The organism is Methylobacterium amylolyticum (genome assembly GCF_030700245.1).
GTDB lineage: Bacteria > Pseudomonadota > Alphaproteobacteria > Rhizobiales > Beijerinckiaceae > Methylobacterium.
On the sequence record NZ_JAUYZI010000001.1, the window covers coordinates 199,719 to 212,179 of the forward strand.

Sequence of the window (12,461 nt, forward strand, 5' to 3'; positions counted from 1 at the left end):
TCGGCCGCGCGGCGCGCTCCGTCCGGCGGGCGCACCTCACGCGGCGATCAGCAGCGCCGCGCCGGCGACCCCGGAGAGCACCAGCCGCAGCCGGCCGAGCCAGAGCGGCACGAGGCCGCGGCGGGGGAGATCCTGGTCGATGAGGCCCCAGGCCAGGACCAGGACGCCGAGGATGCGCAGGTCCCAGGGGGCCGGCGCCGCCATCGCCGCCCAGGCGATCAGCGACGGGACGATCGCCACCACGTAGTCGCCGTTGCCGGCGTTGCGCGCGGCCGCCGCACCCCAACGGATGCCCCCGAGGAACGAGGCGATCACCGCACCGTAGGCGGAGAGGATGGTGCGCGGCGCCAGCCCGATGCTGCTGAGGCCGCCGTCGCTGCCGGAGACCGCCAGGGCGGCGAAGCCCAGGAACGGGATCAGGCCCGCCACGCCGAGGACGAGGGCGCCCATCGGCACCGGGTTCACGCGCGCCATTCAACCTCCGCGCCGGCGGAGCGGGCGGTTCTCCGCGCGCCCCGCCGGGAATACGAGTGCGGGGGCCGAGGGTTCCGCATCGCGGCACGCCGGTCAAGCTTCGTGCCGCACTGCACCGCTCACAGTGTCTTCGTGCCCGGGGGCGTGAAGCCCTTCGGCGCCGGTGCCGGCGCCCCGAGCAGGGACATCGGCGCGGGCGTCGCGTCGCGGATCGCCGGCGGCTCGTTCACCGCGGGCTCGGCCTTGCGCGGCTTGAAGGTCGCGGCGACGGTCTTGGCGTTGGCGAGATCATCCGGGCCGAGCTTGTTCGCCACGTCGTCGCGCTTCTTGCCGGCATCCTCATCGCCCTGGGCGGCGGCGGCGGAGAACCACGCGTAGGACTGCACGAGGTCCTGCGTCAGGCCGAGGCCGCGGGCGTAGAGCACCGCGAGGTTGTACTGGCTGTCGCGGATGCCATACTCGGCGCCCTGCCGGAACCACGAGGCGGCCGAGGCGAAGTCCGGCTTGCCGTTGGCGGCCGGGTTCTCGGCGTAGAGCACCGCGAGATTGTGCATGGCGCGGGCGTGGCCCTGCTCGGCGGCGCGGCCGTACCAGAGCTTGGCCTGGGCGAGGTCGCGGACCACGCCGGAGCCCTTCTCGTAGTGGCCGGCGAGCTTGTACTGGGCGGGGGCGTAGCCGGCCGCGGCGAGCTTCTCGTAGAGCTTGGCCGCCACCGCGAGGTCGCGCGGCATGCCCCGGCCGTCGGCCTCGCGCGCGGCGAGTTCCCACACCGCCGCGCCGTCGCCGTCCAGGGCGGCCTGCTTCACCTTGGCGAGGCCCGGCGGGATGTTGCCGAGTTCGGCCGACACCGCGCTCATGCCCGCCACGTGCGGCATCCCGCCCTTGGCCGGGGCCGGCCGCGCCTCGGCCGGGAGGGGCGTCGGCAGAGCTTGCGTCGTCGTGGGATCGGCCACCGCCTGCTTGGCGGGCGCCGCCTCCTCCTTGGGAGCCTCGCTCCGCGCCTGGGCCGGAGGTGCCTCCCGGGCAGGGGCTTGGACGACGGGGGCCGGGCGCGGCGCTTCGTCGGCGCCGCGCATGCTGATCGCTTGCAGGGCGCCCAGCGCCAGGACAATGGCGGCGAGCCCGAGAAGCAGCGGGCGCCGGCGCCGGTCGATCTCGGCGCGCAGCCGGCCGAGCCGCCCCTCGCCCGCCGACAGGCTCGGCAGGACCATGCGGGCGCGGCCCTCGCGGCGCTCGGCGGGAGCCTCGGCCGCCAGTTCCGCCTGGGCGGCCTGAGCGGCCCGGCGCGCGGCAGCGATGAAGCTCGTCTTGATGTCGCTCTCGGGGGCGCCGTCCGGCCGGGCCCGCGCGGAATCCGTGCCGGGCTCGCGCGGGCGCTCCCGGGTCGGGCGCCGGGCGGTCAGCTCCCGCTGCGCCGGCTCCGCCGTCGGCTCGCGGGCGGGGCGCGCCGCGCCGGGCTCCAGCAGGGCGTCGCCGAGGCGCGGCAGCTCGCCCGCCGGCTCGCGGAGCGCCCGGCGGCCGGCGCTGGACGCGTCGGCGCTCGTCGAGGCCATCAGGCGCTCGTCGAGGGAGGGGCCGCGCGGCGCCGGACCGTCGGCGGGGCCGAGCCGGGCCACGAGCCGGTCGAGCGCGGATTGAACGCCTTCGAGGGTGGCGCCGAGCCGGTGGTCGGCGGCCGCCTGCCGGCTCTGCATGTCGGCGAGGCTGGCGCGCAGCAGGCCGATCTCGCCCAGATCGGCGGCCGAGACGCCGGTGCCCTTGAGGGTCTGCGCGACGGCGTTGCGGGCCGCGCGCTCCAGCGCCGCCTCGTCGGGCGTGGACGCGCGCAGGGCCGCCACCTGCTCCAGCAGGTCGTCCATGGTCCGCTCCAGGCCGGCGAGCGCCGGGTCGGCGCCGCGCGGGGCCTCGATCCGGTCGGCCAGCGTGAGGACCTGCCGCTCCAGCGCGTCGAGCCCGCCGCCGCGGGTGCCGACCCGGTCGACCTTCTCGGCGAGGCTCGCCAGCATCCCCTGGATCGAGGCCATGTCGGCCGAGCCGGCATCGGGCTGCCCCGACCGGTCGATCCGGTCGGCGCGGGCGTGCAGGGCGTCGACCTTGCCCGCGAGCGCCTGGATCTGCTCGGCCAGCACGACCGGCCCCGCGCCCTTCACGTCGCTGCGGATCTCCTCCAGGATCGGGCGCAGGCCCGTCTCCGCACCGGACTGGACCTGGGCGATCTGGACCTGGGCGATCTGGGCGCTCACCGCCTGGAGGCCCTGCGCGAGGCCCTGGATGCGCTCCGGCCCGGCGAGGCCGGCGATCAGGCGCCGGATCTCGTCGAGTTCGCCGAATAGGCTCGACAGGATCGGCCGGTCCGGATCCGCGGTCCCGGAGGCGGCGACGCTGTCCAGGCGTCCCGCGAGCCGCTGCACGTCGGCCGCGACGCGGGCGTGGACGTTCTCGGCCACCTCCTCGGCCAAGCGCTCGACCTGGGCGCGGATGCTCTCGATCGGGCCGGCGATGGCGCTGAGGTCGGTGCCGGCCTGCGCCCGCTCGACGCCGGTGGCCAGCGAGACGACCGCCGTCTCCAGAGCCACGATGTCGCGGCTCGTGGCGAGCCGGTCGATCGCCTCGCGCAGCCGCGCGGTCTCGCCCTGAAGCTCGGCCACGGTGGCGAGGGCGGCCTCCTCCCCGCCTTCCAGGCGGCGGGCGAGGTCGCGGCGCATGCTCGCCACCACGCCGCCCTCCGGCTGCTCCCCGGCGAGTTCACGGCGGCGCTGGCGGATCTCCTGCACCGCGTCGCGGACCTCCTCGGCGGCCGGGCGGCCCCGGCGGCCCGGCGGGCGCGAGGCGGCGAACTGGTCGCCGAGCTGCGACATGCGGCGCTCGATCTCGCCCAGGCGCTCGGTCATCTGCTGCGCCGGACCCGCCTTGAGGGCGTGGTCGATCCGCGCCTCGATCTCCTCCAGCCGGCGTCCCTCGGCGACCAGGGCCGCGCGGCGGTCCGCCTCCATCGCCCGGTCGAGGCCTTCGAGCCGGTCCATCAGCGCCGCGAAGCCCGGCGGGTAGCTGTCGGCCTCCCGGGATCCGGGCCCGCGCGGCCCGCCCCGGTCGTCGCGGTTGTCCCCGTGCCGCAGATCGGCGCGCGGCGCCGCGTGCGATGCAGGGTGCGGTTCGGACAGGAGATGGCGGGCGGCCTCGCCGTCGGCGCGGCGCGGCTCCGGCCTCGGCGCAGGGTCCTGGCGCGGCGCAGAGTCCTGACGGAGCGCAGGGTCCTGGCGGGGCGCATGGTCCTGGCGGGGCGCATGGTCCTGGCGGGGCCTGCGGCGCCCGCGTCGGCCGCCGGCAGTGGCCTGCTCCGGCACGACCGAGGCGATCCAGGTCTCCAGCGGCACGCCCGCGCGGGCGGCGACGTCGCGGGCCGCCTCCAGCACCTCGGGATCGAAGCTGTCGAAGTGCGGCATGGCGTTGCGGGTCATCGTCGGCCTGTCGTCGGCAGCCTGCGTCGGATCCGCGCGCCGGTCCGGGCCGGTTCGCTTCGCCCGGACCGGTCGCGGATCGGTCGGGGACAACCTTTTAAGTTTCTTGGTAAACACCCGGTTAAGGTTGCCGCCGGGGAGCGCCGCGCTTTCCCGTGACCTTCGCGCACGGGCCGGAGCTTTGCCGTTGCCGCCGGTCCGCCCGCCCGGTTAGGCTCGGCGCCGGGTGGCACGACCGCGGCGACGGTCGGCCGGGACAGGCAGGACACGCTGAGCATGCCGCACTATCGCGCTCCGGTCGAGGACACGCTGTTCCTGCTCGGCGACGTGCTCGGCTTCCACGCCCGGGACAACCTCGCCGGGTTCAGCGACGCCGCGCCCGACGTGGTCGAGGCGGTGCTGCGCGAGGGCGCCAAGCTCGCCGAGGAGGTGCTGGCCCCCGTCAACCAGACAGGCGACCGCGAGGGCTGCCGGCGCAACCCGGACGGCTCGGTGACGACGCCCGCGGGCTTCAAGGCCGCCTACGACGCCTACGCGCAGGGGGGCTGGATGGGCCTGTCCGTGCCGGAAGAATTCGGCGGCCAGGGCCTGCCGCAGACCCTCAACACCGCGATCCAGGAATTCGCCTCGGGCGCCAACCTCGCGCTCGGCATGTATCCCGGCCTGACGCAGGGGGCGATCGCCGCGCTCCTCGTCCACGGCTCGGCGGAGCAGAAGGCCCGGTTCATCCCCAAGATGGTCGCGGGCACCTGGACCGGCACGATGAACCTCACCGAGCCGCATTGCGGCACGGATCTCGGCCTCCTGAAGACCAAGGCGGTGCCGAACGGCGACGGCTCCTACGCGATCACCGGCACCAAGATCTTCATCTCGGCCGGCGAGCACGATCTGGCCGAGAACATCGTCCACCTCGTGATCGCCCGCATCGAGGGCGCGCCCGCGGGCACCAAGGGCATCTCGCTGTTCGTCGTCCCGAAGTTCCTCGTGGGCGAGGACGGCGCGCTTGGGCCCCGCAACGGCGTGTCCTGCGGCTCGCTCGAGCACAAGATGGGCATCCACGGCAACGCGACCTGCGTGATGAACTACGACGGCGCCACCGGCTGGCTCGTCGGCGAGGCCAATCGCGGCCTCAACGCCATGTTCGTGATGATGAACGAGGCGCGGCTGGCGGTCGGCGTCCAGGGGCTCGGCCAGTCCGAGGTCGCCTACCAGAACGCGGTGGCCTACGCCCGCGACCGGCTCCAGGGCCGGGCGCTGACGGGGGCCAAGGCGCCGGACAAGCCCGCCGACCCGATCCTCGTCCACCCGGACGTGCGCCGCACCCTGATGCAGATCCGCGCCTTCAACGAGGCGGCCCGCGCCCTGGTGCTGTGGACGGCGCTCCAGTCCGACATCCTGCACCGTTCGGAGGATGCGGGCGAGCGGCGGACCGCCGACGACCACATGGGCCTGATGACCCCGGTGGTGAAGGGCGTGCTCACCGACCGCGGCTTCGCCAACGCGGTGGAGGCGCAGCAGATGTTCGGCGGCCACGGCTACGTCGAGGAATGGGGCATGTCGCAATTCGTGCGCGATGCCCGCATCGCCATGATCTACGAGGGCGCCAACGGCATCCAGGCGATGGACCTCGTCGGCCGCAAGCTGCCCAAGGACGGCGGCCGGGCGATGATGGCCTTCCTCGGCGAGGTCCAGACCTTCCTGAAGGACCACGGCGAGGACGCGGACATGGCCGCCTTCGTCAAGCCGCTCGGGGCCGCCGTGAACGACCTCCAGGGCGCGACCATGTGGTTTATGCAGAACGCCATGGCCAAGCCCGACAACGCCGGGGCGGGCGCCACCGACTACATGCACCTGCTCGGGCTCGTGGCGCTCGGCTACATGTGGGCGCGGATCGCCAAGGCGGCGCTGGCCCGCAAGGCCGCGGGCGAGGAACCCGCGCGCTGGGACGCCAAGCTCGTCACCGGCCGCTTCTTCATGGACCGGTCGCTGCCGGAGACCGGCCTTCGCCTCGCGCGGATCAAGGCCGGGGCCGACACGACGATGGCGCTGGCGGCGGAGGCGTTCTGAGCGCGCTTCGCCCGGAACGCATCGCGTCCCGGGCGTGCGCCGTCCGCTTCGTCACGCGGCGCGCACGCCGGAGATGAACCGGTCGACCTCGGTCGAGAGATACGCCGCCTGCCGCGACAGCTCGGATGCCGAGGCGAGCACCTCGCTCGCGGCCGCGCCGGCCTCCTGGGACGCCCGCGCCACGCCCGCGATGTTGCCCGTCACCGCGCCGGTGCCCGCGGCGGCCTGGGCGACGTTGCGCGCGATCTCCTGCGTCGCCGCGCCCTGCTGCTCCACCGCCGCGGCAATCGAGGTCGAGACCGCATCGAGGTCCCGGATGCGCCGGCCGATCCCGTCGATCGCCGCCACCGCCTGGGCGGTCGAGGCCTGGATCCGCCCGATCTGTCCGGCGATCTCGTCGGTCGCCCGGGCAGTCTGCCCGGCGAGTTCCTTGACCTCGCCGGCGACCACCGCGAAGCCGCGCCCCGCCTCGCCCGCGCGGGCCGCCTCGATCGTGGCGTTGAGCGCCAGCAGGTTGGTCTGGCCCGCGATGCCGGAGATCAGCCCCACGACGTCGCCGATGCGCGCGACCGCCCCGCTCAATTCCTGCACGAGCGCCGCGCTCCGGTCGGTGTCGGCCACCGCCGCGCGCGCGAGGTCCGCCGAACCGTCGACCTGCCGCCCGATCTCGGCGACCGACGATCCCAACTGCTCGGCCGCGGCCGCGACCGTGCCGACGTTCGCGGCGGCCTCCCCGGCGGCCGCCGCCACGGCGCCGGACCGCGCCGCCGCGTCGCTCGCCGTGCCGCTCATCGCCCCCGCGGTCGCCTGCAACTCGGTGGCGGCGGCGGTGACCGTGGCGACGATCCCGCCGACCGCCGCCTCGAAGCCGTCGGCCATCTGGCGCATGCCGGCCCGGCGCTGCTCCTCGGCAGCCAGCCGCGCCTGCGCCGTCTCCGCCTCCAGGTCGCGCATCCGCAGGAGGCCGCCCTTGAAAACCTGGACGGCGTCGGCGATCGTCCCGATCTCGGTGCGTTCGCCCTGATGCGGGATCGCGACCGAGAGGTCGCCGCCGGCGAGCGCGGTCATGGGGGTGACGACCGAGCGGATGCCCTGCCCGATGCTCCGGACGATGAGGAGCGCCAGGGCGATTGTGAGGACCAGCGCCGCCGCGCCGATCCCGACCAGCACGGTCTGCGTGGTCCCGGCCGAGCGCTCGCCCTCGCCGACGACCGCGTCCCCCGCACTGTTGTTCAGCGTGACGATGCCCTGCGCCGCCGTGGTGGCGGCCTTGATCCGCGGCCAGACGGTCCGGGCGTTCTCGGCCACCGCCGCGTCCTTCTGGCCGTCGCGGGACTGCGCCAGCAGGCCGGGCAGCGCCTCGAGGAAGGCGGTCCACGCGGTCTTGAACTTCTCGTACAGCGCCCGCTCCTCGGGCAGGCGGATCAGCGGCTCGTAGGCGTCCAGGCCCGCGCGGACGCGCTCCAGCTTGCCCGCGAGGAGGTTCTCCTCGGAGAGCATCTGCGACAGCTCGGTGTGGAGGAGATGGTTGACGACGCTGACGCGCACGTCGATGGCGCCCGCCTTCAGCTCGCTCGCGAGGCGGACGCTCGGCAGCGTGCTCCGGCCCAGCTCACCGTTGATGCGCGTCAGGTCGCTGAGGCCCCAGTAGCCCGCCAAGCCCACGGCGACGAGGCAGGTCAGGGCGAGGCCGAACGCGACGGCGAGCTGCGCCCGTATCGACGCCTTGGAGATGACGGACATCCGATTCGCTCCGCGCGGGAACGAACCGCCGCCCGCCTCGGGACGGTAGAGCGGAGCCGGTTAAGATTTGCTCGTCACACGCGTGCGCACCGGTCACAGGTTGTATCCGGGCGGCGGAACGCACTCACGCCCCCAGCGCTCCGTCCAGATCCTCGATCAAATCCGCCGGATCCTCCAGGCCGACCGACAGCCGCACCACCTCGGGGCCGGCGCCGGCGGCCGTCTTCTGCGCGTCGGTGAGCTGGCGGTGGGTGGTCGAGGCCGGGTGGATGATCAGCGAGCGGGTGTCGCCGATATTGGCCAGATGCGAGAAGAGCTGAAGGTTGGAGACGAGCTTCACGCCGGCCTCGTAGCCGCCCTTCAGCCCGAAGGTGAACACCGCGCCCGCCCCGTTCGGCGTGTAGCGCCGGGCGAGCTGGTGATAGCGGTCGCTCTCCAGGCCCGGGTAGCTCACCCAGGCCACGGCCTCGTGGGAGGCGAGGTGGGTTGCCACGGCGAGCGCGTTGTCCGAGTGGCGCTGCATCCGCAGCGGCAGGGTCTCGATGCCGTTGAGGATCAGGAACGCGTTGAACGGCGAGAGCGCCGGCCCGAGGTCGCGCAGGCCGAGCACCCGGCAAGCGATGGCGAAGCCGAAATTGCCGAAGGTCTCGGCGAGCACCATGCCGGAATATTCCGGCCGCGGCTGGCTCAGCATCGGGTAGCGCGCGTCGCCCGCCCACTGGAACGTGCCGCCGTCGACGATCAGGCCGCCGATCGAGTTGCCGTGGCCGCCGAGGAACTTGGTGGCCGAGTGCACGACGATGTCGGCCCCGTGCTCGAACGGCCGGATCAGGTACGGCGTCGCCATGGTGTTGTCGACGATCAGCGGGATGTTGTGCCGCTTCGCGACCTGGGACAGCGCGGCGATGTCGGTGATGACGCCGCCCGGGTTCGCGATCGATTCGCAGAAGATCGCCTTGGTGCGCGGGGTGATCGCCGCCTCGAACGAGGCCGGATCGTCCGTGTCGGCCCAGGCCACCGACCAGCCGAAGTTCTTGTAGGAGTGGTTGAACTGGTTGATCGAGCCGCCGTAGAGCTTGTTGGCCGCCACGAACTCGTCGCCCGGCTGCATCAGGGCGTGCATCGTCAGGAACTCGGCGGCGTGGCCGGAGGCGACCGCCAGCGCCGCGGTTCCGCCTTCGAGCGCGGCGATCCGCTCCTCCAGCACCGCGTTGGTCGGGTTGGTGATGCGGGTGTAGATGTTGCCGAACGCCTGGAGGCCGAACAGCGAGGCGGCGTGATCGACGTCGTCGAACACGAAGCTGGTGGTCTGGTAGATCGGCGTCGCGCGGGCGCCGGTGGCCGGGTCGGGGGCCGCGCCCGCGTGGATCGCCAGGGTGTTGAAGCCGGGCAGGCGGTCGGTCATCGCAAGCAGTCTCCGCGGGCTCTCGCGGCAGCCTGTACGCCCGCCCGGGAGCGCGGCGCAAGGCGGCGGCCCGGGACGGGCGCGGGATGGCGAGCCCGACGGCGTCGTGACGACGGTACGGCGACGACGGTGCGGCGATCCCCGGCGGGATCAGCGGCCGCCGAGACCCGCGGCGAGGTTGTGGTTGATCGAGATCAAGGCCGTGAGCTTCTCCGCGGCGGGCTCCGCCAGCGTGTCGACCATGCGGCGGAACACGAAGACCGCGAGGTTGGCCACGCCCTGCCGCACGTCGGCCGGCAGCGGGCTCGCCGGGTCGGTGGCGGCGGTGGCCAGGATGGTCCAGAGCTTCTGGTTGAACTGGATCGCGTGCGGCAGGGCGCCGGCCTGCTCCACCCAGTTGTCGCGCACCGACTGGAGTTGCTGGGCGGCCTTGATCAGCACGGCGGCTTCGGTCTCGCGCGGCGACATCGCGCTGCGCGAGATTCTGGCATAGGCGTTGGCGGCGTAGCTCATCGACGAGGACCCAGGTTCCGCGGCCTGCCGTACCGACAGGCGAGGATCCTTTTGCCGCGATTCGGTTAATGTCGCGTGTGCCGGGCCCCTCAAACGCCCGGGCCGCGGCGTCACGGAATCTTGACGGGCGCCGGCCGAGAGTGGCCCGGCAAGCGCGCAGGTTCCGCCTTGATCCCGCCGGGTTGCCGGGCGAGCACGGCGCGGGGCCCGCACTCCACGGACCGCCGGATCGCGTCGCGGATGCTCAACTTCGTCTTCGGTACAGTGGCGGGGGGCCTGATCGCCTGCGTGCTCACCATCGTGGCGGTGCGGCATCCGGAAGTGCAGACCCGCCTGGGGCTGGTTCCGCCGCCGGTCATGACGCTGGCTGCCGCGACGCGCCCGTCCGACGCCGCGTGCCGGAAGACCGGACCCGGCCCGTCGGTCGGGACCCAGGAGATGCTGTTCAACCGCCACCGCTTCTGGTCGGTGGCGCCTTAGGGCCGGCCTCACGGCACCCGGCCCGGGGCCCGGGGACGCGTCCCCGATGCCCGACATCGCTCATGCCATCCGCGCAGCGCGGGCACGCCCCGCGGCCGGGGCGCCCGGTTCGCGCGCGCCTCAGAACGTCCCGATCAGAACCAGCAGGGCGGTGGTGGCGACGGTGGTGCTCAGGAAGCCGCACAGGGCCGCCGCGAAGGACGGCGCAGTGGAGGCCGGGGCCGCGGCGGAGGTGTCGGAGGGCAGCGTGGCGGTGGTCATGGTCGTAGGCCTTCCCGGGCGACCGGCGTCGCCTGTGTCCTGTTGATGGGGGAGAAAACGGATCGCGGCCGTGCGGCGGCGCACCCGCTCAGTCGCAGCGGTTGATTTTCTTGGCGATCCGGAGGGCCCGCAATTCACTGCGCAGGTCGATCGCCACCACCCCCTCCCCGCACGCCTCGAAGGCGTCGCGGGCGTCCTCGTAGCGATCCCCGACCTCGTCGAGGGTGTCGCAGACGCGGTCGTGGTTGCCCAAGCGCGCTTCCTGGCGAGCCTGGAAGCGCAGGGCGCCGGCCTCGTCGACCTTCCGCTGGGCTTCCAGGCACGCGGGCAGGGCCAGCGCCGAGGAGGTCAGGAGGAGGCCGGCGACGAGGCCGAGGGGCAGGGAGGCCGAACGGGCACTCACGGGAACACTCGCGGATACGATTACGGTCGAAGGCCCTGATGCGGGCGGTTGCGGAGGTTGGGGGCGATGATCTGCTGATCCCTCCCCTTCTGCGGCTGAAACGGTAAAGCTCGGGTGATGGTTCCGGCGCTCCGCTGTCCCGCGAATCACCGTTTCCGGCGGCGACGCGAGGCGAGGACCGCCGCGAGCCCGACCGGGGCGAAGCCCATCGCGTCGACGCCGACATCGTACTGCTTGGGGATCGGCGTGAGCTTGCCGTGCGAGTGCCCGTGCAGGTTCAGGGCGCCCCGGCCGATCCCGTTCCAGGTCCGGAACGCGTAGTGGCAGAGCACCAGCGGCCGCTCCTCCACGACGATCTCCGCGTAGGACCGCACCGATGCCCAGCCCGGCGCTTCCAGGGTGCCGGGGCCGTCGTTGTTGCCGACGATCAGGTGCTTCTCGCCGTTGAGGCCGGCGAGGATCTCGTGCACGCGCGCCGCGCTCGGCCCCAGGGCGAAGTCGCCGAGGTGCCAGACCGTGTCGCCCGGGGCCACCGTCGCGTTCCAGGCGGCGATCAGCCCGGCATCGTGCGCGTCGAGGTCCGGGAACGGCCGGTGGTCGAAGCGCAGGGCGCGCGGGTCGCCGAAATGCGTGTCGCCCGTGAAAAACACCGCCACCGTGCCGCCCCCGCCTCACCCGCCCGCATGTCCCGGCTGCGGCCGAAGCGCGGGGACGGGGCGCCGGTTCCATCGGGGGTCTTGCGGGCGTCTTGACGCGAGCCGCCGCCGACGCGCAGGCCGTGCGGATCGAGGATGTCGGGAAGGTCCATGACAGGCCCAAGGCCATGATCGGGACGGTCGGGTTCGCTTTCCTGGCCGGAATCCTGTCGGTGCTCTCGCCCTGCGTGCTGCCGCTGGTGCCGATCGTCCTCGGCACCGCGGCCTCCGAGCACCGGCTGGGGCCGGTCGCCCTCGCCGCGGGCCTCGCCCTCGCCTTCACCGCCATCGGCCTCTTCGTGGCGACCATCGGTTTCGCCGTCGGCCTCGACGGCGACGTGTTCCGCAGCGCGGGGGCGATCCTGCTGGTGATCCTGGGCGTGGTGCTGATGGTGCCGCGGCTCCAGGCGCGGGTGGCCACCGCGGCCGGGCCGGTCGGCGCCTGGGCGGAGGAGCGGTTCGGCGGGATCGGCACCGGCGGCCTGTCCGGGCAGTTCGCGGTCGGCCTGCTGCTCGGCGCCGCCTGGAGCCCGTGCGTGGGGCCGACGCTCGGCGCCGCCGCGCTGATGGCCGCGCGGGGCGAGCACCTGACGGCGGTGGCCCTGACCATGCTCGCCTTCGGGCTCGGCGCGGCCGCGCCGCTGGCGCTCCTCGGGCTCGCCTCCCGCGAGGCGCTGCTGCGCTGGCGCGGCGGGCTCGGCGCGGCGGGCCGCGGACTGAAGGCGGCGATGGGGGCGCTGCTGGTGGCGCTCGGCCTCCTGGTCCTCACCGGCCTCGACAAGCGGGTCGAGGCCGCCGCGGTCGCCGCGACGCCGGACTGGCTCAACGCGCTGACGACGCGGTACTAGAGCATCGTCCCGAAAGGTGGTCACCGGCTTTCGGAAAAGACGATGCAAAAACAGAGGACTAGCGCATCGTCCTGGATCCGATATCCAGGACGATGCGCTGGATCCCCATCGGAG

At 73.8% G+C, this 12,461-nt stretch carries 11 protein-coding genes; 3 read left to right on the forward strand and 8 right to left on the reverse strand.

Translation table 11 applies throughout. The features are described 5' to 3' along the window. Positions 1 to 36 precede the first annotated feature (36 nt). Together Q8W71_RS01110 and Q8W71_RS01115 are read right to left on the reverse strand one after the other, a co-directional pair. Positions 37 to 474 carry a DUF3429 domain-containing protein gene (locus Q8W71_RS01110; protein ID WP_305523462.1) on the reverse strand — a complete coding sequence of 146 codons (438 nt, stop codon included), beginning with the start codon at positions 472 to 474 and terminating at the stop codon, positions 37 to 39. A 119-nt stretch (positions 475 to 593) separates the two neighbouring features. Continuing rightward, entirely contained in the window at positions 594 to 3,932 is a 3,339-nt protein-coding gene (locus Q8W71_RS01115; protein ID WP_305523463.1) for a hypothetical protein, read from the reverse strand. A 276-nt stretch (positions 3,933 to 4,208) separates the two neighbouring features. On the opposite strand from Q8W71_RS01115, the gene Q8W71_RS01120 reads away from it, so the two are divergent. After that, on the forward strand, positions 4,209 to 5,999 hold the full coding sequence (locus Q8W71_RS01120) for an acyl-CoA dehydrogenase C-terminal domain-containing protein (protein WP_305523464.1): 1,791 nt from the start codon (positions 4,209 to 4,211) through the stop codon (positions 5,997 to 5,999). A 51-nt stretch (positions 6,000 to 6,050) separates the two neighbouring features. Here Q8W71_RS01120 and Q8W71_RS01125 read toward each other — a convergent pair whose 3' ends face one another. From Q8W71_RS01125 to flaF, 3 genes are all read right to left on the reverse strand, one after another. Beyond that, positions 6,051 to 7,742 (reverse strand): methyl-accepting chemotaxis protein, encoded by a 1,692-nt coding sequence (locus Q8W71_RS01125; protein ID WP_305523465.1) that lies wholly within the window; start codon positions 7,740 to 7,742, stop codon positions 6,051 to 6,053. A gap of 124 nt (positions 7,743 to 7,866) precedes the next feature. Next, positions 7,867 to 9,147: an O-acetylhomoserine aminocarboxypropyltransferase gene (locus Q8W71_RS01130; protein WP_305523466.1), complete on the reverse strand. Its 1,281-nt coding sequence runs from the start codon at positions 9,145 to 9,147 to the stop codon at positions 7,867 to 7,869. A 150-nt stretch (positions 9,148 to 9,297) separates the two neighbouring features. After that, on the reverse strand, positions 9,298 to 9,660 hold the full coding sequence (gene flaF / locus Q8W71_RS01135) for a flagellar biosynthesis regulator FlaF (RefSeq protein WP_305523467.1): 363 nt from the start codon (positions 9,658 to 9,660) through the stop codon (positions 9,298 to 9,300). Between the two features lie 240 nt (positions 9,661 to 9,900). On the opposite strand from flaF, the gene Q8W71_RS01140 reads away from it, so the two are divergent. After that, positions 9,901 to 10,140, forward strand: coding sequence for a hypothetical protein (locus Q8W71_RS01140; protein WP_305523468.1), 240 nt, complete (start codon positions 9,901 to 9,903; stop codon positions 10,138 to 10,140). A 120-nt stretch (positions 10,141 to 10,260) separates the two neighbouring features. On the opposite strand, the gene Q8W71_RS01145 is transcribed toward Q8W71_RS01140, so the two are convergent. The 3 genes from Q8W71_RS01145 to Q8W71_RS01155 form a co-directional block, all read right to left on the reverse strand. Next, positions 10,261 to 10,401 carry a hypothetical protein gene (locus tag Q8W71_RS01145; RefSeq protein WP_305523469.1) on the reverse strand — a complete coding sequence of 47 codons (141 nt, stop codon included), beginning with the start codon at positions 10,399 to 10,401 and terminating at the stop codon, positions 10,261 to 10,263. Positions 10,402 to 10,489: 88 nt separating this feature from the next. Next, the gene (locus tag Q8W71_RS01150) at positions 10,490 to 10,804 is read right to left on the reverse strand and encodes a hypothetical protein (RefSeq protein ID WP_305523470.1); all 315 of its coding nucleotides are present in this window, start codon (positions 10,802 to 10,804) and stop codon (positions 10,490 to 10,492) included. Positions 10,805 to 10,950: 146 nt separating this feature from the next. Then, positions 10,951 to 11,460, reverse strand: a complete 510-nt coding sequence (locus Q8W71_RS01155; RefSeq protein ID WP_305523471.1) for a metallophosphoesterase — start codon at positions 11,458 to 11,460, stop codon at positions 10,951 to 10,953. 167 nt (positions 11,461 to 11,627) lie between these two features. On the opposite strand from Q8W71_RS01155, the gene Q8W71_RS01160 reads away from it, so the two are divergent. Then, a complete protein-coding gene (locus Q8W71_RS01160) occupies positions 11,628 to 12,347 on the forward strand; it encodes a cytochrome c biogenesis CcdA family protein (protein WP_305523582.1) in 720 nt (239 codons plus the stop codon). Positions 12,348 to 12,461: the final 114 nt, after the last annotated feature.